The sequence below is a fragment of the Luteimonas soli genome, from assembly GCF_042648865.1.
In the GTDB taxonomy this organism is placed as follows: domain Bacteria; phylum Pseudomonadota; class Gammaproteobacteria; order Xanthomonadales; family Xanthomonadaceae; genus Luteimonas; species Luteimonas soli.
This window is the reverse complement of sequence record NZ_JBHRYA010000009.1, coordinates 216,375-242,592: the sequence shown is the minus strand read 5'-3', so window position 1 is coordinate 242,592 and position 26,218 is coordinate 216,375. Positions and strand designations below refer to the sequence as shown.

Here is a 26,218-nt window from a genome sequence, read left to right as displayed (position 1 = left end):
GGAAGTGATCAGTCCGCCAGCGCGTAGATCGCCGGCAGGTTGCGGCCCTGTTCGTGGAAGTCCATGCCGTAGCCGAACACGTAGCGGTCCGGCACCTCGACACCCACGTAGTCGGCGCAGACGCCATCGACGCAGCGGTCGTGCACCTTCACCGCCAGCACCGCGACGCGCACGTCGGCGGCGTCCTGGTCTTCGCACCAGCGGGTGACCGCCTTGAGCGTGTGGCCCTCGTCGAGGATGTCGTCGACCAGCAGCACGCGCCGCCCTTCCATCGACGTGGCCGGGCGGTGCAGCCAGGCAAGGCCGGAACCTGAGGTGTTGCCGCGGTAGCGGGTGGCGTGCAGGTAGTCGAACTCGACGTCGAGCCCGCGCTCGCCGAGCGCGAACGCCAGCCGCGCCGCGAACGGCATGCCGCCGTGCATGATGGTGACGAACAGCGGCGGCCGCGCATCGTCGGCGTAGTCGTCGCGGATCGCGTCGGCCATGCCCTCGATCGCGGCCTCGAGCGCGGCGCGTTCGTGGATGACATCCGCGTTGTCCAGGACGTCGGCCAGCCGCGGCGTGCTCATGCGATGCTCCCGAAGCCGGATTGCGCGTGGCGCACGTCGGCCAGCAGGCCGTCCCAGCCCATCGCGCCGCGGCCCAGCAGGCCGGTCAGCGCCATCGTGTTGAGGCTTCGCCCTTGCACGGCAGCCAGCGATTCGTCGACCAGTTCCGGATGGCAGACCAGGACCACGTCGCAGCCGGCGTCCAGGTGCGCGTCGATGCGCGCCTTCACCCCGCCGGCGGAGAACGCCGCGGCCATGCCGATGTCATCGGAGAACACCACGCCGCGAAAGCCCATCTCCTTGCGCAGGATGTCCTCGATCCACACCCGCGAATAACCCGCCGGCTCGGGTGCCACTTGCGGGTAGGCCACGTGCGCGAGCATCACCGCGTCCGCGCCCGCCTCGATGCCGGCCGCGAACGGAATGAGATCGCTCGCGCGCATCTCGTCCAGGGTGCGGGTGTCGACGGCGTCGTCGAAGTGCGTGTCCTCGCGCACCGTGCCGTGGCCGGGGAAGTGCTTGATCGTCGCCGCCATCCCGGCCTCGTGCATGCCGCGGATGTAGGCGCGGGTGAACTCGGCGACCACCTGCGGTTCGTCGGAAAACGCGCGGTTACCGATGGCAAGGTTGCCGCGACCCAGGTCGACCACCGGCGCGAAGCTCAGGTCGACGCCGCTGGCGAGCACTTCGCTGGCCATCACCCACGCGTGCTGTCGCGCGCGCTCGAGCGCGGCCGCCGGGTCGGCGGCGTACTGGCGGCCGAACTCCTCCAGCGGAGGCAGCGCGCTGTAGCCCTCGCGGAAGCGCTGCACGCGCCCGCCTTCCTGGTCGACGCAGACCAGCTGCGGACGCGGCGCGGCCTCGCGGATCGCGGCCGACAATTCGGCCACCTGCGCCCTGGAAGCGAAGTTGCGCTTGAACAGGATCACGCCGGCGCAGGCGTCGTGCTGCAGCCAGTCGCGCTCCTGGGCGTTCAATTCGGTGCCGGCGACGCCGATCACGAGCATGGACGTTGGACCTCGGGGATGACGAACCGCATTGTCGCGCAGTCGAGGTGTCGGGTGTAGGGCGGGTCTTGACCCGCCTTGGGCCGGCCGGATTGGCGGGTCGGGCGCCGCCCTACCAGGTGGTGAAAGGATGCGATGCGAGCGCGAGGTTGTAGTAGCGCGCGTCGTCGGTGACTTCCGCGCCCAGCCACGACGGATGCTCGAAACGCTCGTCGGCGGCGTCGAGCTCGATCTCGGCCACCACCAGGCCGGCGTTGTCGCCGAGGAATTCATCCACTTCCCACAGGTGGCCGGCGTGGTTCACGTAGTGGCGGCGCTTGTCGACCAGCCCGCCCACGCACAGCGCCAGCAGCGCACGTGCGTCCTCGACCGGGATCGGGTAGTCGAATTCCTGCCGTGTATGGCCGGCTTCGCGCGACTTCAGGTTCAGGAATGCCTTGTCACCGGCGATACGCACGCGTACCGAAGCGCGCTGCGCGCCGCCGTCCATTGCCGCCTGGTCATTGATGTAGCCCTGCGCCATGGGCACGACCTCGTGAGCTTCCGCGCGCCAGCCGTCGTTGGTGACGAGGAACTTGCGTTCGATTTCGATGGGCATGGGGAGGCCGGGATTCGGGATTCGGGATTCGGGATTCGGGATTCGGGATTCGGGCAGATTATCGCCAGACGCCCGTGCTATTCCGAATCCCCAATCCCGAATCCCCGCCCTCAAGGCTCGAACATCGCGATCGACTCGACGTGCGCCGTGTGCGGGAACATGTCCATCACCCCCGCCGCGCGCAGCTTCCATCCGCGCTCATTGACCAGGTAGCCGGCGTCGCGCGCCAGCGATGCCGGGTGGCAGCTGACGTACACGATCCGCTTCAGCCCCTTCAGCGGCAGCTGCTTGAGCACCGCGTCCGCGCCCGAACGCGGCGGGTCGAGCAGCAGCCGGTCGAAGCCGGCGCGCATCCAGGCGTGCCCGGACAGGTCCTGCGCGAGATCGGCGGCATGGAACTGCGCGTTCGGCAGGCCGTTGTGCAGGGCGTTCTCGCGCGCACGGGCCACCAGGCCCGAATCGCCCTCCACGCCCACCACTTCGTCCGCCACCCGCGCCAGTGGCAGCGTGAAGTTGCCGAGCCCGCAGAACAGGTCCAGCACGCGCTCGCCCGGCTGCACGTCGAGCAGTTCCAGCGTGCGCGCGATCATCTTCTCGTTGAGCCCGGCGTTGACCTGGATGAAGTCCAGCGGGCGGAACTTCAGCGCGATGTCCCAGGCAGGCAGCCGGAACGACAGCTGCGGATCGGCTGGCCACAGCGGGTGCACTGAATCCACCCCGCCCGGCTGCAGGAACAGCGCGAAGCGGTGCGCCTGCGCGAAGGCGAGCAACGCCGCGCGGTCGCTCTCCGACAGCGGCTGCAGGTGGCGGAACACCAGCGCGACGCCGTCGTGGTCGGCAGTGGCGTCGCCGGCAATGAACTCGACCTGCGGAATGTCGCGGCGCCCGTCCATGCCGTCGATCAGCGCCGACAGCGCCGGCATCGCCACGCCGATCGCCGGGATCACGGTGTGGCATTCGGACAGGTCGGCGACGAAGCGCGGATCGCGCTCGCGGAAGCCGACCAGGGTCTTGCCCTTCTTCTCCACCCGGCGCACCGAGAAGCGGCCCTTGCGGCGATAGCCCCAGGCGGCGTCGATCAGCGGCGGCAGCAGGGCGTTCGCGCTGACGTGGCCGATGCGCTCCAGGTTCTCGAGCAGCACGCGCTGCTTGGCCAGGATCTGCTTCGATTCGGCCAGGTGCTGCAGCGCGCAGCCGCCACAGGTGCCGAAGTGGGGGCAGCGCGGATCGACGCGATCGGGCGAGGCGTCCAGCACCTCCAGCGTCACCGCCTCGTCGAAGCTGCGCGAGCGCGCGGTCTGCTTCGCCATGACGTGTTCGCCGGGCAGCGCGCCGGCGATGAACACGGTCTTGCCGGTGTCGCGGCGGGCGACGCCGCGGCCGTCGTGGCTCAGGTCGAGGATGTCGGCGGGGAACGGCGTCTGGTCGAGTCGGGCCACGTGGCGGAAGCTGCGTGCTCAGGGCTGCGCATTGTCGCAGATGCGGTTTGGGGCCGCGCTTTGCGCTGAAGCGAGAAGCAGATCCCCCGCTGCGCTGCGCTCCGCCGCCCCCTTCTCAAAGGGGGCTCAAAAGCGGTCCGACCTGGAGCCGACGACGCGAGGCGCTGCTTTCCTGAGCCCCCTTTGAAAAGGGGGCGGGCCGGCGCGCAGCGCCGGGCGGGGGATTTGCTTTTGATCTTGCCGTTGCCTTCCCCTACTTCTGCTTCCAGCTGCCGCCGGACTGGTACCACCAGCCGGACCTGGCACTGGCGATCCACTGTTTCGCGAACACCTCGCGGATCTGCGATTCCCACTCAGGGTGCTTGTTGGCGACTGCGATCTCGCGGTACACCGCGCGCGCGTCGCGGTTCTGGTCGGCGACCGCCTTGTTGACGGCGACCCGCTCGGACAGCGCGATCTTCGAGGCGTCACGCACGGCCACTTCGCCGTTGCCGGTGAAGCCCAGGGCGCCGGAATCGAAGTGCTTGCGCAGCGCGCTGTCGAAGCGGCCGGCCATGCGCGCCTGGATCGCCTGGATCGCCGGCGTCTTGAGGCTGATGTCCGGCGTGCCCTGCGCATGCGCGGTGCCGATGCCCAGCAGGCTCAGCGGATCGAAGCGCAGCACCATGCCGCCGCCGTCGCCCGCGGGCTCTTCGACCGGTGGCAGTGGCGTCGACGGCTGCGCGTCCTCGCCGATGACCTTGTCGACGAACTCCTTCGCCGCCTCCCGGGCTTCGGCCGCGGGGAAGTAGACGTTGATGGTGACGCAGGCGGTGAGCGCCAGCACGGCGATCGGCATTCCCATCCAGCGGCGGCGCATGGCGTTCTCCTTTTGAGGGGCTGATGACTGCTTCATTCAAACACGGGCTTGACGTCGCCGCTGCCCACCGCGGCCAGGCGCTCGACCAGGGTCGGCCAGTCGACGTTGCGGTTGAATCCCACCACGTCCAGCCGCGGGATGCCGGCGCCTTCGACGATAGTAAATCCGTCGCCTGCTGAATGCAGGCCGCCCATGGCGCAGACCTGGTTCGCGAGCCGGCAGGAAATGCCGATGCGGGAATAGCCGAAGTCGTCGAACAGGCCGATCAGCCTTGCCTGCAGGCTGCCGGCGAACGAGGCGTCGCCGACGCTGGAGATGTTCTGCACCGCGCGCTGGCTGATGCGCTGGCGCACGCCTTGGCGGCGCACCGTGTGCAGCTCCGCGTCGAAGGCGACCGGTGACCAGTCGACCAGGCGCAGGTCGTCGATGCGCCCGTCCAGGCGCCCGCTGATGCTGCCGAAGTCGAACACCTCGGTGATCGCCAGCAGGTCGAGGTCGTGCAGCGCGAAGTCGGCCGACAGCGTCGGCGCGACCCCGAACGGCCGCTCCATCGACAGCGACGTCACCTCGACCCGGCCGTCGAAGACCTGCATCGACAGGCCGCCGTCGAAATCCAGCCGGTCGCCGGCATAGCGCGCCACCGGGATGGTGCCGTCGAGGGTGCCGCGGAACGCCGGCCCGCCCAGCGACTGCGACAGCTCGCCGAGCTGCAGCCCCTGCAACGCGAGCCCGAACCCGATGCGCAGGCCCTCGTCGCCAGCCGGCGGCTGCAACACGATGCCGTCGAATCGCACCTGCCCGCCCAGCATCGGCACCGCCACCGGCGCGCGCGAGCGCAGTGCGCCGTCGGCGCTGCGCCACGGCAGCGTTGCCGCGCCGAACTCGATGCCCTGCAGCGATCCCGAGCGCCAGCGCAGTTCACTATCGACCGGGGCGCTGCCGGACAGCCGGACGTCGCCGTCCAGCCCGGCGAACGCCAGCCCCTTGCCTGCCGCATCGAGCGAAATGTCGTGCAGCCGCGCATCCACCGATGCCAGGCGCCCGTCGGCCATCCGCACCCGAGCATCCAGCGCGCCGCTGCCGGACAGGTCGGGCAGGCCGGCGATCGCAAGCCATCCGGACAGGTAACGCGCGGCGAGCCCGGGCAGGTCGCCGCTGCGCAGTTCGATATCCAGATCCTTCAGGCTGGCGTCCGGGCCAAACGCTGCCGAGCCCTGCGCCACCAGCGCCTCACCGTCACGCCACTGGATCGACGACAGCGACCAGCCCCGCGCTCCGTCCCCCAGCGCATCGAGGGCGAACGGCACGGGTGTTTCGGGCAGCACGACGTAGGTGGTGCCGTACAGGAACTGGCCGCCGCGCAGCTCGCCGTCGAGCGCGAGCAGCGTCGTGCCGACAGGTTTGCGGTAGTCGATCCGGAAGCGGCCGCCGAGCTGTTCCGCGGCGATGCTGCCGTCCGGGGTTTCGAGCGCGCCGCCGGCGAGCGCCAGCGTGCCGTCGACGCGCAGCGGGCGGTTCGCGGGCGTGCGCACGGCAAGCTGCCCGTCGACAGTGCCCGCGGTGAGCCGACCATCGCTCCAGGCCTGCGAGGACAGCGCCTGTACCCACGCCACCGGCACGCGGGCCAGGTCGAGCACCGTGTCGTCCGGCGTCGCGGCGCTGCGATGCAGGGCGAAACGGGCGTCGCCCTGCGAAAGCGCGGCGTCGGTACTGCCGCTGGCCAGCGCCACCGAAAGCCGGAACGACTTGCCGCCCGCTGCATGCAGTTCCCCGTCGCACTGCCAGCCGCCCTGCCCGTCTCGCGCAAGCGGGCAGCGCCATTCGAGGGACTGGAAGTGGTAACCGAGATCCGCCGCATCGACGCGCCCGGCGCGCAGCCGCAGTTCACCGGTCGCGGCCTGCGCCGGCCAGTCGAGCCGCACTTCCACGCCTTCGAGCGTGACGACCGCGGTGGTCACGCGCTCGATCTTCGCGGTCATCGTCCGCGCCTGCGCGGGCAGGACGCTGGCGAGCAACAGCAGCGGCAGCAGGTGTAGGATCGCCCGGGGCATGGACGCAGCATACCCAGCACGCGTGAGCACCGGCTGATGCGCCGTGGACATGCCTTCCCGAAAGCCGACGATCGAAGTCAACGGAGGACCTGATGACGGCAAGAATCCTGCTGGTCGAGGACGACCCCACCACCTGCGCATTCCTCGCCGCCGCTGCGCAGGGCGTACCCGCCGAAGTCGACATCGCAGGAAGCTGCGCGGCCGCGCTCGCCCTGGCCGGCGAGCACGACCGGCACGACCTGTGGCTGATCGACGCCAACCTGCCCGATGGCGACGGCGCGGGCCTGCTGGCCGCGCTGCGTGCCCGCGGCCTGCGCGCGCCGGCGCTGGCGCACACGGCGGCCCGGGAGCCCGGAATCCTTGCCGCATTACGCGAGGCCGGATTCCGCGAGGTGCTGGTCAAGCCGATGCCGGCCACGACCCTGCAGCTGGTAGTGCGCGACGCACTCGGCGCACGCGTGCGCGAAGCGCCACTGGCTGCGGCGCCCGCCCACTTCGATGCGGGCGCCTGGGACGATGTGGCGGCGCTGGCCGCCCTCAACGGCGAGCAGGCGCACGTCGATGCATTGCGCAAGCTGTTCCTCGACGAGTTGCCCGACACCCGCGACGGCGTGCGCGACGCGGCGCGCGCCGGCGATGTCGAACGCCTGCGTGCGGCGCTGCACCGGCTGCGCGCGAGCTGTGGTTTCGTCGGCGCCGCGCGCATGGCCACCAGCGTCGAGGAACTGCAGGCCGCGCCGGACTCGGAGTACGCGCTCGCCCGGTTCCTGCAGGCCGCTCAGGACACCTTGTCGTCGGCGCCCGTCCCCGGCGACGCCTGACCCGGCACCGGGGGCGCGGCAATGCGCCCCAGTTCGCCCATCAGCTCCCAGGACTTCAGCCCGCGACCGCCCAGGTAGTGCGCCAGCACCGTCCGCAGCGCGCGGCGCAGGCCCTGCAGGTCGTCGGCGCCGGGCATTTCGTCGCCGGCCAGCGCGAGCAGGGCGCGGCCGGTCGCGGTCTGGCTGCGGCCAGCGGCGTCGATGCGCTCGCTGAGCACGCGGCGCGGGCCGTGTTCGGGATCCAGGCGGTAGCGCGCGGCGGGGTCGATCGCGCCGCCGTCGCCATCCCGTGACAGGTCGAAGCCAAAGCCGAGCGCGTCGAGCAGGTCTCGCTCGAAGCGGCGCAGCGTCCATGACAGCGGCGCGTCTTCGCGCAGGCGTTCGCGCACCTGCCCGAACAGTTCGTACAGCCCCGAGTGCGGATCCTGGCGCGGCGCCAGCCGCAGCGTCAGTTCGCTGACGTAGAAGGCGGCAAGCCCGGCATCACCGGACAGGCGCGGCGCGGCGTCGATCGCCTCGGCTGCGCGCAGCTGCGCCAGCTCGCCGCGCTGCACGCCGTCGAAGCGGATGTGCTGCAGCGGCTGCAGCGCCGCGCGCAGTACGTGCTTCTTCGGCCCCTGCACGCCGCGCGCGACCAGGCCAAGGCGGCCGTGGTGTTCGGTCAGCAGTTCCAGCAGCAGGCTGGTCTCGCGCCAGGGGCGGGCGTGGAGGACGTAGGCGGGTTCGGCGTCGTAGCGCATGTCTGGGGGCTGGGATCTGGGGGCTGGGTGCTGGGGGCTGGGGCTGGGGCTGGGGCTGGGGAAGATCAAATGCAGCCGCGAAAGACCACTGCTTTTAGCCCCCAGCCCCCAGATCCCAGTCCCCGCTACTCATACCCCAGCGTCTTCAAAGCCGCCTCGTCGTCCGACCAGCCGGCGCGCACGCGCACCCAGGTTTCAAGGAACACCTTGCTGTCGAACAGACGCTCCATCGACTGCCGCGCCTTGGTGCCGATGTCGCGCAGGCGCGCGCCGCCCTTGCCGATGACGATCGCCTTCTGGCCGTCGCGCTCGACCCAGATCACCGCACCGATCCGCAGCATCGTGCCGTCGACAGTGAACGATTCGATCTCCACCGTGGTCGCGTACGGCAGCTCCGCTCCGAGCTGGCGCATCAGCTGTTCGCGCACCAGTTCGCCGGCGAGGAAGCGCTGGCTCTTGTCCGTGATCTCGTCTTCGCCGTACAACGCGGGCTGTTCCGGCAGCAGCGCCAGCAACGCGGAGACCAGCGCCTCCAGTCCGTTGCGCTTGAGCGCCGAAACCGGATGCACGGCTGCGAAGTCGCGCCCCTCGGTGGCCTTCTGCAGGTAGGGCAGCAGCATGGTCTTGTCGCGGATGCGGTCGACCTGGTTGACCGCCAGCACCACCGGCACGCCGGCTTCGCGCAGGGCTTCGAACGCCAGCGTGTCCTCCTCGTCCCAGCGCCCGGCCTCGACCACCAGCACGGCGGTATCCACGCCCTCCAGCGCGCCACGCGCGGCACGGTTCATCATCCGGTGCATGGCCGTGGACGATTGCTTGCCCTCGCCGCGGTGGATGCCGGGCGTATCGACCAGCAGCAGCTGGCCCTCGGGGAAGGTGGCGATGCCAAGCAACCGGTGGCGCGTGGTCTGCGGGCGGTTGGAGACGATGCTGACCTTGGCCCCGACCAGGGCGTTGACCAGGGTGGACTTGCCGACGTTGGGGCGGCCGATGACGGCGACCTGGCCGGCGCGGTGCGGGGCGGGTTTCATGCGCGCATTGTAGGGCGGGTCTTGACCCGCCGCCGGCGACGGATGGCCTGTCCTGAAAGCCGATGGCGGGTCGAGACCCGCCCTACGGAGTCTCGAGCTGCGCCAGAACGGCCTCGGCGGCGGCCTGCTCGGCGGCGCGCCGCGAGCCGCCCTCGCCCTCGGCGGTAATCGCCGGTTCGGCCAGGGTGCAGGCGACGCGGAAGACCTTGGCGTGGTCGTCGCCGGATTCAGAGATCAGCTCGTAGGCCGGCAGCGCGCGCTGCCGGGCCTGCAGCCACTCCTGCAGCCGCGTCTTGGCGTCCTTGCCCACCTTGCCGGCGGGCGTGTCGTTGACGCCGACCGCGAACCAGGGCAGCACCACCTCGCGGCAGGCGTCGAAACCGGCATCGAGGTAGATCGCGCCGACCAGCGCCTCGAGCGCGTCGGACAGGATCGAGTCGCGGCGGTGGCCGCCGGACTTCATCTCGCCGGGGCCGAGGATCAGCTTCGGCCCCAGGTCCAGCGCGCGCGCGATGGCCGCCAGCGAGGATTCGCGCACCAGCTCGGCGCGGGCGCGGGTCAGCGCACCCTCGTCGGCCTTCGGCCAGCGCCTGTACAGCGCCTCGGCGACGATCAGGCCGACGACCGCATCGCCGAGGAACTCCAGCCGCTCGTTGTGCGGGACGCCCGCACTGCGGTGGGTCATCGCCTGCGCCAGCAGGTCCTGGTCGGCGAAGGCGTGCCCGGCGAAGCGGACGGGCTCGACGTCAGCCGCCATCGCCCATGTTGGTCAGCTGCTCATCGGCGTGGAACTTGCCGACCACGTCGAGGTTGCCGACCAGTTCCTTGCGGACTTCGTAGTTCACTTCCATGTCCCAGCCGGGGCCGTCCTGGCGGCGCTGCAGGGTGACGTGCTCGGGCTTGACGTTCTCCGAGTAGCTGATGTTGAGGCGGCGGAAGAACAGGTTCTTGATCTTCGCCGGGTCCTGCTTGGCGATGCCCGGCTCGGCCTGCAACCCCTTGAGTGCCTGCCGCACCGAGTAGTACTCGGAATACATCGAGAACAGCTTCATGCCGATGTAGGCGGCGAAGCCGACCACTGCCAGCACGATTATGAAACTCATCAGGGTCATGCCGCGTTGCGTGCGTTTCATCAGTTCTCCCCCGGTTGATGGCGTACTGCGGTCAAGGAATCCGGTTGCCGATCCGCGACGTGTCGAAATTGTGCTTGCACAGGCTCGTGATGCTGTCGCAGTTGAGCCAGATCAGGAAGGCCTTGCCCCGGATGTTCTGCTCGGGCAGGTATCCCCAGAACCGGCTGTCGTCGCTTCTATCACGATTGTCGCCCATGACGAAATAGTGCCCGGCCGGGACCGTCATCGGGCCCTTCTCCCCCTGGTCGACGAACGGCAGCCGGTCGATCTCCAGGACCTGGTGCTCGTGCCCCGGGATCTGCTCGACCAGCAGGCTGGCCCCGGTCATCTCGGCGCCGCTACCCACGCCGACGTACTCGCCGACGCGTTCGTAGGCGAGCGGCTTGCCGTTCACGAACACCTGGTTGTCCTTGTACTCGATGGTGTCGCCCGGCAGGCCGATCACGCGCTTGATCCAGTCCTGCTCCGGGTGCTGCGGCGGCTTGAACACCACCACGTCACCGCGCTCCGGCTCGCCGACCGGCACGATCTTGGTGTTGCTGATCGGCAGGCGCAGGCCGTAGGCGAACTTGTTGACCAGGATGAAGTCGCCGGTCAGCAGCGTGGGCATCATCGAGTTCGAGGGGATGCGGAACGGTTCGGCCACGAAGCTGCGCAGCACCAGCACGATCGCCAGCACCGGGAAGAAGGCCTTGGCGTAGTCCACGTACCACGGCTCCCTGCCCTCGTCGAGCAGGCCGGCATTGGCCGCGCGGCGCTTGGCGAGGAACAGGTTGTCCAGCAGCCAGACCAGGCCGCTGAGGAGGGTCAGGACGACCAGGGCGATTTCAAACCAGCGCATCTTTGCTCCTTCGGAGCCGGGAATCGGGAATAGGGAATGGGGAATCGGAACAGCAGTTTCGTGGAATCCCTGGCCACCCTCCGACGCGGTCGGTGCGAGGCTCCCGGCTTCTTCGATTCCCTATTCCCTATTCCCCATTCCCCGCTATTTGTCCTGCTGCAACACCGCCAGGAAGGCCTCCTGCGGGATCTCGACGCGGCCGACCTGCTTCATCCGCTTCTTGCCTTCCTTCTGCTTCTCCAGCAGCTTCTTCTTGCGCGAAACGTCGCCACCATAGCACTTGGCCAGCACGTTCTTGCGCATCGCCTTGACCGTGGTGCGGGCGATGATCTGCGAGCCGATGGCGGCCTGGATGGCGACATCGAACATCTGCCGGGGAATCAGTTCCTTCATCTTTTCGGTCAGTTCGCGGCCGCGGCGGTCGGCGTGGCTGCGGTGCACGATCAGCGACAGTGCGTCGACCTTGTCGCCGTTGATCAGCGTGTCCACGCGCACGAACGGGCCGGCGTCGAAGCGCAGGAAGTGGTAGTCGAGCGAGGCGTAGCCGCGCGACACCGACTTGAGCCGGTCGAAGAAGTCCAGCACCACCTCGGCCATCGGCAGCTCGTAGCTGATCTGCACCTGGCTGCCCATGTAGGTGATGCCGACCTGGCTGCCGCGCTTCTCCTCGCACAGGGTGATCACGTTGCCGACGTAGTCCGGCGGGGTGAGGATGTTGGCGCGGATGATCGGTTCGCGGACCTCTTCGATCTGGTTCACCGGCGGCAGCTTGGCCGGGTTGTCCAGCGGGACCACGGTTCCGTCGGTCCTGAGCACTTCGTAGATCACCGTCGGCGCGGTGCTGATCAGGTTCAGGTCGTACTCGCGTTCCAGGCGCTCCTGCACGATCTCCATGTGCAGCATGCCCAGGAAGCCGCAGCGGAAACCGAAGCCCATCGCCTCGGAGCTTTCGGGCTCGAAGCGCAGCGCGGCGTCGTTCAGGCGCAGCTTGTCCAGCGCCTCGCGCAGGTCGGGATAGTCCTCGGCGTCGACCGGGAACAGCCCGGCGAACACCCGCGGCTGCATCTCCTGGAAACCGGGCAGCGGCTTCGGCGCGGGGTCGCCGGCAAGGGTGAGCGTGTCGCCGACCGGCGCGCCGTGCACGTCCTTGATCGAGGCGTTGATCCAGCCCACCTCGCCCGCCTTCAGCGCGGCGGTTTCCTTGCGCTTGGGCGTGAACACGCCGACGTTGTCGACCTGGTGGGTGCGGCCGGTCGACATCACCAGGATCTTGTCGCCGGGCTTGATCTGGCCCTGCATCACGCGCACCAGCGAGACCACGCCCAGGTAGTTGTCGAACCACGAGTCGATGATCAGCGCCTGCAGCTTGTCGGTGTCGCGCGGCTGCGGCGGCGGGATGCGGGTGACGATCGCCTCCAGCACTTCCTCGACGTTGAGGCCGGTCTTGGCGCTGACCGCGACCGCATCGGACGCGTCGATGCCGATCACCGCCTCGATCTCGGCCTTGGCGCGGTCGATGTCGGCGGTGGGCAGGTCGATCTTGTTGAGCACCGGCACCACTTCCAGCCCCTGCTCCACCGCGGTGTAGCAGTTGGCCACCGACTGCGCCTCGACGCCCTGCGCGGCGTCGACCACCAGCAGCGCGCCCTCGCAGGCGGCCAGCGAACGGCTGACCTCGTAGCTGAAGTCGACGTGGCCGGGGGTGTCGATGAAGTTGAGGTGGTAGGTCTGGCCGTCTTTCGCGGTATACGGCAGCGATACGGACTGGGCCTTGATGGTGATGCCGCGCTCGCGCTCGATCGGGTTGTTGTCGAGCACCTGCGCTTCCATCTCGCGCGCGGTCAGGCCGCCGCAGATCTGGATGATGCGGTCGGCCAGCGTCGACTTGCCGTGGTCGACGTGGGCGATGATGGAAAAGTTGCGGATGTTCCGCATCGGGTCGGACATGGGCGGGCGTCGGTAATGGCCGACGGCGCGGCCTTGCGGGGTAAACGCGGCATTATCGCACGCTTGGCCGCGCTTCCCCGCTGGCCCGGGCATCCTGCGCCCCGCGCGCCGCAACGTGGCCACGCGGATGCTTCCACCGATCGTGCGCCTCTCCGGGCTGCCGGAGAGGCGGCCGTTCACTCGGCGTCGTCCGCCCGCGGGGTCACCGCGAAGAAGCGGGTCGAATTGCCGCGGCGGACCAGCAGCATCACCGTCTCCCCGGGCTTGACGCCGGCCAGGGCCTTGTCGAAGGCAGCGACGCTGCCGACCTTCTCGTTGCCCACGCGCAGCACGATGTCGCCGGGCTGCAGGCCGGCCTCGCGCGCGGCCAGCCCGTCGACGCGGGCGATGCCAACGCCTTCACCGGGTTCCAGCCCCGCCTGGCGGCGGTCGTTGGCGTCCAGTTCCTGGCCCACCAGGCCCAGCGGATTGGCGGAGGTGTCGGCCCGGCCCTGCGGACCGCGCGGCATCGGCTGCCGGGAGGCGCCGGGCAGCAGGCTCGGGTCGAGTTCGCCAAGCGTCACGCGGATGTCCTTCTGCTTGCCGTCGCGCAGGATGCCGAGCGTGACCTTGGTACCCGGCGCCATTGCGCCGACGATCGGCGGCAGGTCGCTGGACTGGCGGATTTCGGTACCGTCGATCGAGCGGACCACGTCGCCGATCCGCAACCCGGCCTTCTCGCCGGCGCTGCCGGGAGTGACGTCGTTGATCAGCGCGCCGCGCGCATCGGGCAGGCCCAGGCCTTTGGCGTCTTCCGCAGTGATGGGCTGCAAGGTCACGCCGATCATGCCGCGACGCACCTTGCCGGTTTCCTTGAGTTGCTTGACCGCGCCCATCGCCAGGTCGATCGGGATCGCGAAGCTCACGCCCATGTAGCCGCCGGAGGCGCTGAAGATCTGCGAGTTGATGCCGATCACCTCGCCGCGCACGTTGAGCAGCGGGCCGCCGGAGTTGCCCTGGTTGATCGCCACGTCGGTCTGGATGAACGGCACGTACTGCTGCTGCGCGTAGCGGTTGCTGCGGCCGACCGCGCTGATGATGCCGGCGGTGACCGAGTGGTCGAGGCCGAACGGCGAACCGATCGCGATCGCCCACTGCCCCGGCTTGAGCGCGGCGGAATCGCCGATGCGCAGCGTCGGCAACCCGGTCGCCGGGATCTTCAGCAGGGCAACGTCGGACTGCTCGTCGCTGCCCACGACCTCGGCGGTGAATTCGCGGCCGTCGGAGAGCTTGACCTTGACCTCGTTCGCACCGTCGACCACGTGGTGGTTGGTCAGCACGTAGCCATCCGGCGAAATGATGAAGCCGCTGCCCATCGATTCGCCGTGCGGCTGCGGCCCCTGGCCGGGCTGGCCGGGGAACGGGAACCCGTCGGGGCCGAAGAAGCGGCGGAATATCTCGGGGATGTCCTGCTGCTGCACCGCCTGCGAGCGCGCCGAGGCGCCGCCACCGATCTCCGCCACCACGTTGACCACTCCGGGACCGACCTGTTCGACCAGCTGGGAAAAGTCCGGCAGGCCGGCGACCGGCGTCGGCGCGGTGGACAGGGTCGACTGCTGCGCGGTGGCGGTGGCGACCGGCAGTACCACGGCGGTGGTCGCGGCAGCGGTGAGGACGATCAGGACAGCGGCTTGCAGTGGAGCTTTCATCGGCAAAGCACCTTCGACTTCAGGCAACGGGAAACGGGAATGAGCGCGCCCTCGGGGCGCCGCGGGCAGTACCAGCAGCGCGCGCCGTCAGCGCGGCCCGCTGGCGGTGGGCTGCGGTTCGGCCTGCGCCGGTGGCAGCTCCACGCGCGGCTCGAACGGGTGGAACGGATGCCGCTCCTGCGGATGCTCCTGCGCCATGCCGCCGTAGCCGACCGTGAAAGCGTCCCGGGCCGGCAAGCCCGGCAGGATCGCCCGCGGCCACGGGCGCGGCTGCATCGGCTGGGTGGTGAACAGTTCGGACACCGTACTGGAGGCCGGCGAATCGGCCTCGGCCAGCGCGACCGGTGCCGGCAATGCGTCCGTGGCCAGCGGCGACGACGCAGTGGACGCGCCGCCGGCGGCGACGGCCACCGCCACGGGCGCCTGGGAGTCACGGCGGACGCGGGACGCCGCCCGCTGCTGCTGGCCGCGCGACGCACGGCGCTGGGCTGCGCGGCGCGGCACTTCGGCCGCGGCGACCGCCGTCGCCAGCGTGGAGGCGACGTCCGGCGCCTGCGTGGGCGCGGCAGGCATTACAGGCTCGGGCGAAGGCATGGCCGGCGCATCGGCGCCGGGGGCCGCCGTGCTGGCGACGACCTGGGCCGGCGCAGTCGTCTCGGGCCCGGGCGCTGGCGCCTGGCGGCCGACGAACAGCGCAGCCATTGCCACCGACGCGGCCAGCGCGGCACCGCCGCCCCAGCGCGCCCAGCGCGGGTGTTTCGGGGCCGTGGCGGCACCGGCGGCCGGTGCAACGTCGCGCTGGCCGACGATGGCGTCGGCGACGCGGCGCGAGAAATCCGCCGGCAACAGTGCGCCCTGGCGGCCGCGCATGACCTCGCCGCAGACCTGCCAGCGCTCCCAGCACGCGGCCAGTTCGCCGTCGTGCTCGAGCCGGCGCAGCATGAACTTCGCCTGGTCGGGCAGCAGCTCGCCATCGAGCATCGCCGAGAGCTGCTGGCGGTGGTGGTCGTCGAGTTTGTCGGTCTGTGGCTGGGTCATGTCGTTGGCTTGTGTGTCGTCACGCGATGTCACCTGGCTGCACGCTCAGGCCCGGTTTCGACCCCCATCAGCGGCCGGAGTTCCACATCGATCGCCTCGCGGGCGCGGAAGATCCGCGAGCGTACCGTGCCGATCGGGCAATCCATGCGCTGCGCGATCTCCTCGTAGCTCAGGCCCTCGACCTCGCGCAGGGTGATCGCGGTGCGCAGTTCCTCGGGCAACGCGTCGACCGCGCGCATCACGGTCTGCTCCATCTGCTGGCGCGCCAGCTCGCGGTCGGGCGTGTCGGTGTCGCGCAGGCGCACGCCCGAATCGAACTGCTCGGCGTCGCTGACGTCGATGTCCTCGGTGGGCGGTCGGCGCTTGTGCGCGACGAGGTGGTTCTTGGCGGTGTTCACGGCGATGCGGTGCAACCAGGTATAGAACTGGGCGTCACCGCGGAAGTTCCCGATCGCGCGGTAGGCGCGGATGAAGGTGTCCTGGGCCACGTCCTGGCACTCGCTCCAGTCGGAGATGTAGCGCCCGATCAGGGCTGCGATCCGATGCTGGTACTTGCGCACCAGCAGGTCGAACGCGGCGCTGTCGCCGCGCTGCACGCGGCGGACCAGTTCCTGGTCCAGGTCCTGTCCCTGTTGTGTGTCCACGACTTCGGCCATCGGGCCGGTACTCCCTGGGGGCCCGGCGGCGCGGCTGGGCGTTATGACATGGGCTTGCGAAGGAAAGTTCCGCGGCGGCATCGTGTTTCATCTGGGGCCGGGGCGCGCCTGCCACAAGCCATGCCGGCCCGGGAGGGGCGTTTCAAGCGCCGATTTGACGCCGATCGAACATCATCTGGATGATAACGGGCCCCCAGGCACGTTAACGGACCATTCCCATGATTGCAGGGCTCGACGGACTGCGCTTCAGCCACTGGCAAGCCGAGCAGCGCGAGGACGGCATCGTCGTGCTCACGTTCGACCGCGCCGGCGAGTCGGTCAACACCTTCGCCCAGGACGTGCTGATCGAGCTGGAGGCGCTGATCGAACGCCTCTCGCTGGACCCGCCGAAAGGGCTCGTGCTGCGCTCCGGCAAGGCCAAGGGCTTCATCGCCGGTGCCGACATCCGCGAGTTCGCTGAATTCGACGCGAAGGGCACCATCGGCGACTCGATCCGCCGCGGCCAGCAGGCGTTCCAGCGACTGGCCGAGTTGCGCTGCCCGACGGTGTCGGCGATCCACGGTTTCTGCATGGGCGGCGGCACCGAAATCTCGCTGGCCTGCGACTACCGCGTGGCCTCGAACGACCCGTCCACCCGCATCGGGCTGCCCGAGGTGAAGCTGGGCATCTACCCCGGCTGGGGCGGCAGCGTGCGCCTGCCACGGCTGGTCGGCGCGCCGGCGGCGTTCGACATGATGCTGACCGGACGCACGCTGTCGGCGTCGGCGGCGAAGGCGATCGGGCTGGTCAACAGGGTCGTCGATCCGGCGAACCTGCTCGACGCCGCGGTCGCGCTGGCACAGAAGGGCACGACGCGGCCGTTCAAGCAGCGTTTCCTGGCGTGGATCACCAACACCTGGCCGGCGCGGCAACTGCTGGCGCCGCAGATGGTCAAGCAGGTCGCGCGCAAGGCGCCGAAAGCGCACTACCCGGCGCCGTACGCGCTGGTCGAGACCTGGCGCCGCAGCAGTGGCGGCACGCAGGCGCTGCTGGCGGCCGAGCGCAAGTCGGTGGTCAAGCTGGCCGGCACGCCGACCGCGCGCAACCTGACCCGCGTGTTCTTCCTGCAGGAACGGCTCAAGGGCCTGGGCGGCAAGGACTCCGGCATCAAGCACGTGCACGTCGTCGGCGCCGGCGTCATGGGCGGCGACATCGCCGCCTGGGCCGCGTACAAGGGCTTCGAGGTCACCCTGCAGGACCGCGAGCAGCGCTTCATCGACGGCGCGCAGGTGCGCGCGGGCGAGTTGTTCGCGAAGAAGGTCAAGGACGAGGCGAAGCGGCCGGAAGTCGCCGCGCTGCTGAAGTCCGACCTCGCCGGCGACGGCATCCCGGACGCCGATCTCGTCATCGAGGCGATCATCGAGCAGGCCGAGGCCAAGCGCGAGCTGTACGCCGCGGTCGAACCGCGGCTGAAGGCCGACGCGCTGCTCACCACCAACACCTCGTCGATCCCGCTGGCCGAACTGCGCGGGCATATCCAGCGCCCGGCGCAGTTCGCCGGCCTGCACTATTTCAACCCCGTCGCACTGATGCCGCTGGTGGAAATCATCCACCACGACACGATGGCGCCGGAGACCGGACAGCGCCTGGCAGCGTTCTGCAAGGCGATCGGCAAGCTGCCGGTGCCGGTGGCCGGCACGCCGGGCTTCCTCGTCAACCGGCTGCTGTTCCCGTACATGCTGGAAGCGGCGACCGCGTATTCGGAAGGCGTTCCGGGCGCGGTGATCGACAAGGCGGCGGTGAAGTTCGGCATGCCGATGGGGCCGATCGAACTGATCGACACGGTCGGGCTGGATGTCGCCTCCGGCGTCGGCCAGGAGCTGGCGCCCTTCCTGGGCCTGGAGATCCCGCCCGCGCTCGCGACGCCACCGGAACCGGGCAAGCGCGGCAAGAAGGACGGCCAGGGGCTGTACGCCTGGGCCGAGGGCAAGCCGAAGAAGCCCGAGGTGCCGAAGGACTACAAGGCGCCCGAAGACCTCGAAGACCGGCTGGTCCTGCCGCTGCTCAACGAGGCGGTGGCCGCGCTGCACGACGGCGTGGTCGAGGATGCCGACCTGCTCGACGCGGGCGTGATCTTCGGCACCGGCTTCGCCCCGTTCCGTGGCGGCCCGATCCAGTACATCCGCGAAACCGGCGCCGACGCGGTGCTGGAGCGGCTGCAGGCGCTGCAGGCGAAATACGGCGAGCGCTTCGCGCCGCGACAGGGTTGGGATTCGCCGGCGCTGCGCGGCTGAGCCCCGGTTCCTGTGGGAGCGGCTTCAGCCGCGAGTTCTTCCTTTCCAATCGGGAAGCTCGTGGCTGAAGCCGCTCCCACAACAGCCCATCCTCAGCGCCTGAACCAGCCAGCGATGCTGTAACGGTCGTCGCGCGCCCAGGGGCTGACCAGCGTGACCTGGTGCATCTGCGGCACGCGGAACAGGCTCAGCGAGTTCCAGTACGGGACGAAAGTCTCGATGTCGGCGCCGCCTTCGAGGAACTGCAGCTGCCCGCCCCAGTCCGGCTGCCAGCCGCGGCCGAGATTGATGACGTAGGCGAACGCGCGGTCCTCGTCCTTCGCGCTGTCGTTGTGCGCGTTGAGGAAGTGGCCCTGGCGATAGCGCGCGGCCATCGCGCTGACCATGCGGATGCCGCGGTCACCGGTGAGCTCGTGGGTGAAGGCGATGAACTGCGGGCTGTTGAGGAACTCGAGCACCACGTGCAGGAGCAGGCCGGGGTCGCGACCGTCGCGCAGCGCCTCGACCATGCGATAGCGGTCGAACACGAACTCGAAGCCTTCGCGCGCCCGCGCATACGCCGCGCGCAGCAGTGCGCCGTCCTCGCCCGGCGCGGGAAGCGGGCCTTCCAGCGCCAGGTCGGCACGCTGCGACACCTCCCACGGCACGTCGTGTTCGAGGCATTCGCGGATGCGATCTGCCGCCGAGTCCTGGAGGAAATCGCGGATCTGCACGCGGCCGCGTTGCGACAGTTGCGTCCGCCAGGGTTCGATGTCGAGTTCGTTGCTGATCATTGCATTGGCCGTCCCGGTCGCGGCTTCCGCCTTCCGGCAGCGCGCTACCGGCGCGGATCACATCGTGTTGGTCGGCTTGTCCGCACCGAGCGCGCCGGCGAGCAGGGTTTCGATGCGGCCCTTGACCGTGTCGCCCTCCGGCGTGTCGGCGAACTGCACGCCCACGCCCGCAGTGCGGTTGCCCTGTGCGCCGGTAGGCGTGACCCAGACCACCTTGCCGGCCACCGGCAGGCGCTCGCTGGACTCGGGCAGGGTCAGCAGCACGAAGACCTCGTCGCCGAGGAAGTAGCGCCTGGGCGTGGGCACGAAGATGCCGCCGTGCTTCAGGTACGGCATGTAGGCCGCGTAGAGCTGCGCCTTGTCCTTCACCGCCAGCGACAGGATGCCCTGCCGTGCGCCGCCTGCTGTCGTGCTCATGCCCTGCCCCTTGCTTGCGTGATCGCGCCGCCGTCTCCGCGCCAGGCCAGCAGCAGCTCGGCGACCGCGAGGTCCGCGCGAACCGTGGTCTGCAGCAGCTCGCGGGTGCGGTTGGCCGCGTCGAACCAGGCGGCCAGCTTCCGGATTCGCGCCGGTTCGGTCAAGCCGGCGGCTTCGGCCTCGGCCAGGACAAGGTCGGCGGCGTGGCGCAGGCGCATCGCCGCGTCGCCGCCGCTGGTCCAGCGCTGCGCGGTCTCGACCGCACCGAGTTCACCGCGCCCCAGTTTCACCAGGTCTGCGGCCACTTCGCGCCGCAGCGCGATGCCGCCGTCTTGCAGCCACGCATCGGCAAGGCCGGGATGGCCGCGCGCGGCCTCCAGTGCCTCGTCCGCGACCTTCGGCGCGTGTCCCTGCGCCTGCAGCCAGGCCCGCGCCTCGTCGCGGGGCGGCAGGGGGACTTCGAGCCGCTGGCAGCGGCTGCGGATGGTGGCCGGCAGGCGCGCCGGGTTGGACACGACCAGCCACAGGTAGCGCCCGGGCTGGGGCTCCTCCAGCGTCTTGAGGATGGCGTTCCAGGCGTGGTAGTTGACCGCATCCGCGGGCTCGACGATGGCGACCCGCGTTCCCGACTCCGACTCCGACGAAAGCCCGAGCCGCGCCGACAGTTCGCGCATCTGGTCGATCACGATCTCGGTGCGCGGCTTGGCCGGCGACGGCCGCAGCTTCCATTCGTAGCCGACCAGCAGCAGGTCAGGATGCGAACTGTGGCCATCCGGGTGCGCCAGCGACCCGTCCGGCCGGACCTCCACCGGATCACGCTGCGCGCGCGCGCCGAACAGGCGGCAGCTGCGGCAACCGCCGCATGGCGCGCCACCCGCACCCTTGTCCGTGCACAGCGCGTACTGCGCCAGCGCCTCCGCCACCGCGCGCTTGCCGAGCCGTTCCGGGCCGCACAGCAGCAGCGCGTGGCCGAGCCGGCCGTTGTCCATCGCCGCGCGCGCCCGTTCGTAGGCGCGGCGCTGCCACGGCGCGAAGGCGGCCAGGCCCGTGGGTGCGTCCATCAGGCCGACTCCCGCCATGCGCGCAGCTGCGCCACCGCTTCGTCGGCGACGGCCTGCGCGGGCTGCGAGGCGTCGATCACCCGGAAGCGCCGCGGCTCGGCGGCGGCGCGCGCGCGATAGGCAGCGCGCACGCGTTCGAAGAATTCGTCGCGCTCGCGCTCGATCCGGTCCGGGCCGTTCGCCCCGGCTGCCAGGTCGCGGCCGCGGGTGCGCTCGCGGCCGCGCGCGACGTCCACGTCCAGCAGCAGGGTCAGGCCGGGCTGCAGGCCGACCACGCGGCGTTCGAGTTCAGCGATGAAACCGGCGTCCAGCCCGCGCCCGCCGCCCTGGTAGGCGTAGCTCGAATCGGTGAAGCGGTCGCTGATCACCCAGGCGCCGCGTTCGAGCGCCGGCAGGATCGTCTCGCGCACGTGCTGGGCGCGCGCAGCGAACATCAGCAGCAGCTCGGTCTCGGCCGCCGGCGGTTCGTGCGAAGGGTCCAGCAGCAGGCCGCGGATCATCTCCGCCAGCGGCGTGCCGCCAGGCTCACGGGTGTTGACGACTTCCGCGCCCGCCTCCTGCAGCGCCACGCGCAGCGCGTGCAGCACCGTGGTCTTGCCGGCGCCCTCGCCGCCCTCGAGCGAGACGAAGCGCGGATGGGATTGCAGCGCCGTCATTTCGGTCCGTGCTGCGCGCGGTAGCGGCGGATGTACTCGCGCACCGCCGCCTGGTGCTCGGAAAGCGTCTTCGAGAATACATGCTTGCCGCTGCCGTCGCCGATCGCCACGAAGAACAGCGCGTCGCCGTCGGCCGGATGCGTGACCGCCTGCAGCGCATGCGCGCCGACCATCGCGATCGGCGTCGGCGGCAGGCCGTCGCGGGTGTAGGTGTTGTACGGCGTGTCGGTGAGCAGGTCGGTCTTGCGCAGGTTGCCCGCGTACGCGCTGCCCATGCCGTAGATCACCGTGGGGTCGGTCTGCAGGCGCATGCCCATTTCGAGCCGGCGCAGGAACACGCCGGCGATCTGCGGCCGTTCGTCGGCGATGCCGGTTTCCTTCTCGACGATCGACGCGAGCACCAGCGCCTCGTCCTTCGACGCCAGCGGCAGGTCCGCATCGCGCGACTGCCACGCCGCGTCGAGCGCATTTTCGAGGGCGGCGTGCGCGCGCCCGAGCAGGTCGAGGTCGCTGTCGCCGCGGGTGTAGGCGTAGGTCTCCGGCAGGAAGCGCCCCTCCGGGTGCTGGCCGGGGTGCCCCAGCGCCTTCATCAGCGCGGCATCGTCGAGTTCGGCGGTTTCCTGCCGAAGCGGCTTGGCCGTCGCCAGCGCGGCGCGCAGCTGGCGCACGTTCCAGCCTTCGACGATGGTGAACCGGTACGACAGCACCTTGCCGTCGCGCATGCGCACCAGCAGGTCGCGCGGCGTGGTGCCGGGATCGAGCGGATATTCGCCGACCTGGATCCTGCCGGCGGCCTTGAGCTGGCGCGCCAGCAGCTGCCATTCGAGATCGTGCCCTTCGCGCACGCCGTCCTCGCGCAGGCGCTGCAGCACGCGGGCGAACGAATCGCCGCGTTCGACCACGATCGTGTCGCCCGCCTCCAGCCCGGCAATGGGCGTGTCGACGAAGCCAGTGTAGCGGTCGTAAGCCCAGTAGGCGAACGCGCCGGCCAGCAGCGCGGTCAGCACGAAGAAGGCGCGCAGGCCGTGCCTGCGCTTGCCGGGTGCGCTCATGGCGCCGGGCCCGTGGTGGTGGTGATCAGGTGCATGCGGGTCAGGATACCGTCACCGGTGGCTTCGTAGGAGCGCACCTGGGCGCGATGGCTTTCCCGGTAACGCCTGTCGCGCCCAGGTGCGCTCCTACAGGCCCAGCGCCCCGAGCATCCCGCGCGCCTTGGCGCGGGTTTCGTCCAGTTCACGTTCCGGCTCGGAGTCGGCGACGATGCCTGCGCCGGTGCGGAAGCGCAGCTGCGCACCCTCGACCTCCGCGCTGCGGATCAGGATGTTCAGGTCGAGGTCGCCGTCGCGGTTCAGCCAGCCCATCGCACCGGTGTAGGCGCCGCGGCCGACGCCTTCCAGTTCGGCGATGACCTGCATGCAGCGCACCTTGGGGCAGCCGGTGATGGTGCCGCCGGGAAACACCGCGCGGATCAGGCCGCCGGGCGTGGCGTCGGCGCGCAGCCGGCCGCGCACGTTGCTGACGATATGGTGCACGTGGGCGTAGCTCTCCACGGCCATCAGCTCGTCGACCTCGACGCTGCCGGCCACGCACACGCGGCCCAGGTCGTTGCGCTCCAGGTCGACCAGCATCACGTGCTCGGCACGCTCCTTGGGGTTGCCGACCAGTTCGCGGATGCGGGCGCCGTCGTCGTCGCCGTCGAAACGCGGGCGCGTGCCGGCGATGGGCCGCGTTTCCACCACGTCGCCGCGCACCGAGACCAGGCGCTCGGGCGACGCGCTGACCACCGCCCAGCCGTCGCCGGCGAACAGGCCCGAGAACGGCGCGGGGTTGGCTTCGCGCAGGCGCAGGTGCAGGCGCGCCGGATCGAGCGAAGCGTCGAAACCGGCGCGCCAGCCGCGCGACAGGTTGGCCTGGAACACGTCGCCGGCGGCGAGGTAGTCGAGGATGCGGGAAACGCCGTCCGTGAACGTTGTCGGGGCATCCTCGATGGATTCGCGCGGCGGCTGCCATGCCGGTAGCGCGGGCAGCGCGCGCGAGGCGGCGATGTCGCCGACAATGCGATCGAGCATCGCACCGCTGTCCTCCTCCGCCACCAGCACGCACTCGCCGGTGGCGTGGTCGCGCAGCACCGCGGCCGGGCAGCGCAGCGCCAGCGCGACGGGCAATGCACCCGGCGCGGCGGGCAGCGTCAGCACCGGTTCGACCTGCGCGGCCAGCTCGTAGGCGAGGAACAGCGCCCAGCCACCGCGGAACGGCCAGCGCGGCTCCTCGCGCGGCAGGCGCAGGCCGCGCCATTGCGCGTCGAGTGCGGACAGGAAATCGCCCTCGAACTCCGCGCCGGCGGCATCGCGCACGACGCCATCGGCGTACAGGGCCAGCGATTCGCCATTAGCGGCGAGCAGCATGTCCCAGCGTCCCTGCGCGGTGCCGTGGGCGGCCGACTCGAGCAGCAGCGGGTAGCGTGCCGGCGACTGCCGGTGCAGGGCCAGCAGGTCGGTGTCCGGGGCCAGAGTACGGGTGACGAGCATCAGCGGAAGCTTGGCTTGCGGACGCGTCCGGCGGAATCAGGGAGTCGCGCGGCGCTTTGGATCATCATCCCCGCGCAGGCGGGGATCCAGTGGTTTCGACCAAGCGCGCCATGGCACGTTGCCTGTGGACATCGGCGGCACGGGTCAACGTCCATGGATCCCCGCCTACGCGGGGATGACGGCTGAAAAGTCGCGGCGATGACCACTGAACGATCGCGGCGATGACGGCTGGTCATAAGGGTGGCGGCGGAAAGATCGCGGCGATGGCAGCCGAAAGCCTGCCGGCATGGCGTGCCACCGCCTTGCGTCCGACGGCGCTGGAGCCTCCATCCAGACGGAAGCCTCGTGTCCGCGGCCGTCCGCGTCAGACCCGCCGGAACACCAGCGAACCGTTGGTCCCACCGAAGCCGAACGAGTTCGACATCGCCACGTCCACCTGTTTCTCGCGCGCGGTGTGCGGCACGTAGTCCAGGTCGCAGCCTTCGGACGGGTTGTCGAGGTTGATCGTCGGCGGGATCACGCCGGTGTGCAGCGCCATCGCCGAGAACACCGCCTCCACGCCGCCGGCCGCGCCAAGCAGGTGGCCGGTCATCGACTTGGTCGAGCTGACCATCGTCTTGTAGGCGTGGTCGCCGAGCACGCTCTTGATGCCCATGGTCTCGGCGAGGTCGCCGGCCGGGGTCGAGGTGCCGTGGGCGTTGATGTAGCCGATCTCCGAAGGATCGATGCCGGCGTCGCTGATCGCCTTGCGCATGCAGCGCGCGCCGCCCTCGCCGTTCTCGCTGGGCGCGGTCATGTGGAACGCATCGCCGCTCATGCCGAAGCCGGCAAGCTCGGCGTAGATGCGCGCGCCGCGCGCCTTCGCGCGTTCGTATTCCTCGATCACCAGGATGCCGGCGCCATCGCCCATGACGAAGCCGTCGCGACCTTCGTCCCACGGCCGCGAAGCGCGCTCCGGATCATCGTTGCGGGTCGACAGCGCCTTCATCGCGCAGAAGCCGCCGACCGAGGTCGGGGTAGTCGCGTACTCGGCGCCGCCGGCGATCATCGCATCGGCCTCGCCGTACTGGATCATGCGCATCGCCAGGCCGATGTTGTGCGTCGCCGTGGTGCAGGCGGTGACCGCGGCGATGTTCGGGCCCTTGGCGCCGGTCATGATCGAGACCTGGCCGGCGATCATGTTGATGATCGTGCTGGGCACATAGAACGGCGACACCTTGCGCGGGCCACCCTCGTTGTACTTGATCGTGGTCTCCTCGATGCCCTTCAGGCCGCCGATGCCGGCGCCGATCGCCACGCCGATGTTTTCCGGGTCGGCGGCGATGTCGAGGCCGGCGTCCTGGATCGCCATCATCGAGGCGGCCACGCCGTAGTGCACGAAGGGATCCATCTTCTTGACGTCCTTCGGCGCGATCCACTGCGTGGGGTCGAAGCCCTTCACCTCGCCCGAGATGCGCGTGGCGAATGCCGATGCGTCGAAATGCGTGATCGGGCCGATCCCGGAGCGGCCGTTGACGATGCCGTCCCAACTCGCCGCCAGGCCGTTGCCGACCGGCGACAGGATGCCGAGACCCGTGATGACGACGCGACGCTTGGACATTGCGGACTCCGTTGCGGATTCGATTGCGATGCGCGGGCCGCGTCGCGGCGGATGCGCGCCAGAAACGCCCGAGGCCGCGATCGCGGCCCCGGCTTGCACGATACGGCGGCAGGAAGCGAGTGCCCCATGCCGCCGTTCGGGCCCGGCGCAGGCGCCGGGGATGTCCGAGGGACGTCAGGCCTTGACGTGGGCCTTGATGTAGTCGATCGCCTGCTGCACCGAAGTGATCTTCTCGGCTTCCTCGTCGGGGATCTCGCACTCGAATTCTTCTTCGAGCGCCATCACCAGTTCGACGGTGTCGAGCGAGTCGGCACCGAGGTCGTCGACGAAGGAAGCGCTGTTGCTGACCTCTTCTTCCTTGACGCCCAGTTGTTCGACGACGATTTTCTTGACGCGTTCTTCGATGCTGCTCATTGGCTGTTGGCTCCGGTGGAGGCTGTTACAAAGGATAGTGTAAGGGAAAGCCGGGTCATGGACACTGCCCGCGCAGCCCCTTTTCGTTCAAGGGCTTGC

The 26,218-nt window shown here is 70.0% G+C and carries 25 protein-coding genes; 2 read left to right on the top strand and 23 right to left on the bottom strand.

The window, feature by feature from the left end; translation table 11 throughout:
* Positions 1 to 8: 8 nt before the first annotated feature.
* From ACFONC_RS13955 to ACFONC_RS13930, 6 genes are all read right to left on the bottom strand, one after another.
* On the bottom strand, positions 9 to 569 hold the full coding sequence (locus tag ACFONC_RS13955) for a hypoxanthine-guanine phosphoribosyltransferase (RefSeq protein ID WP_386745042.1): 561 nt from the start codon (positions 567 to 569) through the stop codon (positions 9 to 11).
* Positions 566 to 1,555, bottom strand: a complete 990-nt coding sequence (nagZ, locus tag ACFONC_RS13950; protein WP_386745041.1) for a beta-N-acetylhexosaminidase — start codon at positions 1,553 to 1,555, stop codon at positions 566 to 568. The genes ACFONC_RS13955 and nagZ overlap by 4 nt, the downstream gene beginning before the upstream one ends.
* 112 nt (positions 1,556 to 1,667) lie before the next feature.
* Entirely contained in the window at positions 1,668 to 2,153 is a 486-nt protein-coding gene (locus tag ACFONC_RS13945; RefSeq protein ID WP_386745039.1) for a CYTH domain-containing protein, read from the bottom strand.
* Between the two features lie 110 nt (positions 2,154 to 2,263).
* Positions 2,264 to 3,592 (bottom strand): 23S rRNA (uracil(1939)-C(5))-methyltransferase RlmD, encoded by a 1,329-nt coding sequence (gene rlmD / locus ACFONC_RS13940; RefSeq protein ID WP_386745038.1) that lies wholly within the window; start codon positions 3,590 to 3,592, stop codon positions 2,264 to 2,266.
* A 253-nt stretch (positions 3,593 to 3,845) separates the two neighbouring features.
* Entirely contained in the window at positions 3,846 to 4,451 is a 606-nt protein-coding gene (locus ACFONC_RS13935) for a DUF1318 domain-containing protein (RefSeq protein ID WP_386745036.1), read from the bottom strand.
* Between the two features lie 32 nt (positions 4,452 to 4,483).
* Positions 4,484 to 6,502: a hypothetical protein gene (locus ACFONC_RS13930; protein ID WP_386745034.1), complete on the bottom strand. Its 2,019-nt coding sequence runs from the start codon at positions 6,500 to 6,502 to the stop codon at positions 4,484 to 4,486.
* 92 nt (positions 6,503 to 6,594) lie between these two features.
* Here ACFONC_RS13930 and ACFONC_RS13925 point away from each other — a divergent pair, with 92 nt between their 5' ends.
* On the top strand, positions 6,595 to 7,323 hold the full coding sequence (locus tag ACFONC_RS13925) for a response regulator (protein WP_386745032.1): 729 nt from the start codon (positions 6,595 to 6,597) through the stop codon (positions 7,321 to 7,323).
* On the opposite strand, the gene recO is transcribed toward ACFONC_RS13925, so the two are convergent.
* From recO to rpoE, 9 genes are all read right to left on the bottom strand, one after another.
* The gene (recO, locus tag ACFONC_RS13920) at positions 7,281 to 8,063 is read right to left on the bottom strand and encodes a DNA repair protein RecO (RefSeq protein WP_386745030.1); all 783 of its coding nucleotides are present in this window, start codon (positions 8,061 to 8,063) and stop codon (positions 7,281 to 7,283) included. The two genes, ACFONC_RS13925 and recO, sit on opposite strands and share 43 nt — an antisense overlap.
* Positions 8,064 to 8,188: 125 nt before the next feature.
* Entirely contained in the window at positions 8,189 to 9,094 is a 906-nt protein-coding gene (gene era, locus ACFONC_RS13915) for a GTPase Era (protein ID WP_386745029.1), read from the bottom strand.
* Positions 9,095 to 9,176: 82 nt separating this feature from the next.
* Positions 9,177 to 9,851, bottom strand: a complete 675-nt coding sequence (gene rnc, locus ACFONC_RS13910) for a ribonuclease III (protein ID WP_386745027.1) — start codon at positions 9,849 to 9,851, stop codon at positions 9,177 to 9,179.
* On the bottom strand, positions 9,841 to 10,227 hold the full coding sequence (locus tag ACFONC_RS13905) for a DUF4845 domain-containing protein (protein ID WP_386745025.1): 387 nt from the start codon (positions 10,225 to 10,227) through the stop codon (positions 9,841 to 9,843). The genes rnc and ACFONC_RS13905 overlap by 11 nt, the downstream gene beginning before the upstream one ends.
* A gap of 31 nt (positions 10,228 to 10,258) precedes the next feature.
* Positions 10,259 to 11,068 carry a signal peptidase I gene (lepB, locus tag ACFONC_RS13900; protein ID WP_386745023.1) on the bottom strand — a complete coding sequence of 270 codons (810 nt, stop codon included), beginning with the start codon at positions 11,066 to 11,068 and terminating at the stop codon, positions 10,259 to 10,261.
* Between the two features lie 144 nt (positions 11,069 to 11,212).
* A complete protein-coding gene (lepA, locus tag ACFONC_RS13895; protein WP_386745172.1) occupies positions 11,213 to 13,003 on the bottom strand; it encodes a translation elongation factor 4 in 1,791 nt (596 codons plus the stop codon).
* Between the two features lie 188 nt (positions 13,004 to 13,191).
* Complete coding sequence (locus tag ACFONC_RS13890; RefSeq protein ID WP_386745021.1) at positions 13,192 to 14,703, bottom strand: DegQ family serine endoprotease; 1,512 nt, start codon at positions 14,701 to 14,703, stop codon at positions 13,192 to 13,194.
* 87 nt (positions 14,704 to 14,790) lie between these two features.
* Positions 14,791 to 15,741, bottom strand: a complete 951-nt coding sequence (locus ACFONC_RS13885; protein ID WP_386745019.1) for an RseA family anti-sigma factor — start codon at positions 15,739 to 15,741, stop codon at positions 14,791 to 14,793.
* A gap of 29 nt (positions 15,742 to 15,770) precedes the next feature.
* Entirely contained in the window at positions 15,771 to 16,397 is a 627-nt protein-coding gene (gene rpoE, locus ACFONC_RS13880; RefSeq protein ID WP_386745018.1) for an RNA polymerase sigma factor RpoE, read from the bottom strand.
* Positions 16,398 to 16,615: 218 nt separating this feature from the next.
* On the opposite strand from rpoE, the gene ACFONC_RS13875 reads away from it, so the two are divergent.
* A complete protein-coding gene (locus ACFONC_RS13875; RefSeq protein WP_386745016.1) occupies positions 16,616 to 18,670 on the top strand; it encodes a 3-hydroxyacyl-CoA dehydrogenase NAD-binding domain-containing protein in 2,055 nt (684 codons plus the stop codon).
* A 92-nt stretch (positions 18,671 to 18,762) separates the two neighbouring features.
* Here ACFONC_RS13875 and ACFONC_RS13870 read toward each other — a convergent pair whose 3' ends face one another.
* From ACFONC_RS13870 to acpP, 8 genes are all read right to left on the bottom strand, one after another.
* The gene (locus ACFONC_RS13870) at positions 18,763 to 19,443 is read right to left on the bottom strand and encodes a 2OG-Fe(II) oxygenase (RefSeq protein WP_386745014.1); all 681 of its coding nucleotides are present in this window, start codon (positions 19,441 to 19,443) and stop codon (positions 18,763 to 18,765) included.
* A gap of 57 nt (positions 19,444 to 19,500) precedes the next feature.
* The gene (locus tag ACFONC_RS13865) at positions 19,501 to 19,860 is read right to left on the bottom strand and encodes a PilZ domain-containing protein (RefSeq protein WP_386745013.1); all 360 of its coding nucleotides are present in this window, start codon (positions 19,858 to 19,860) and stop codon (positions 19,501 to 19,503) included.
* A complete protein-coding gene (locus ACFONC_RS13860; protein WP_386745011.1) occupies positions 19,857 to 20,921 on the bottom strand; it encodes a DNA polymerase III subunit delta' in 1,065 nt (354 codons plus the stop codon). Before ACFONC_RS13860 ends, ACFONC_RS13865 begins: the two co-directional genes overlap by 4 nt.
* A complete protein-coding gene (gene tmk, locus ACFONC_RS13855) occupies positions 20,921 to 21,577 on the bottom strand; it encodes a dTMP kinase (protein WP_386745009.1) in 657 nt (218 codons plus the stop codon). The genes ACFONC_RS13860 and tmk overlap by 1 nt, the downstream gene beginning before the upstream one ends.
* On the bottom strand, positions 21,574 to 22,629 hold the full coding sequence (gene mltG, locus ACFONC_RS13850; RefSeq protein WP_386745007.1) for an endolytic transglycosylase MltG: 1,056 nt from the start codon (positions 22,627 to 22,629) through the stop codon (positions 21,574 to 21,576). Before mltG ends, tmk begins: the two co-directional genes overlap by 4 nt.
* Positions 22,630 to 22,755: 126 nt before the next feature.
* Positions 22,756 to 24,105, bottom strand: a complete 1,350-nt coding sequence (locus ACFONC_RS13845; protein ID WP_386745005.1) for an aminodeoxychorismate synthase component I — start codon at positions 24,103 to 24,105, stop codon at positions 22,756 to 22,758.
* A gap of 364 nt (positions 24,106 to 24,469) precedes the next feature.
* Positions 24,470 to 25,705: a beta-ketoacyl-ACP synthase II gene (gene fabF / locus ACFONC_RS13840; protein ID WP_386745003.1), complete on the bottom strand. Its 1,236-nt coding sequence runs from the start codon at positions 25,703 to 25,705 to the stop codon at positions 24,470 to 24,472.
* A gap of 174 nt (positions 25,706 to 25,879) precedes the next feature.
* Entirely contained in the window at positions 25,880 to 26,119 is a 240-nt protein-coding gene (gene acpP / locus ACFONC_RS13835; RefSeq protein WP_027081355.1) for an acyl carrier protein, read from the bottom strand.
* Positions 26,120 to 26,218: the final 99 nt, after the last annotated feature.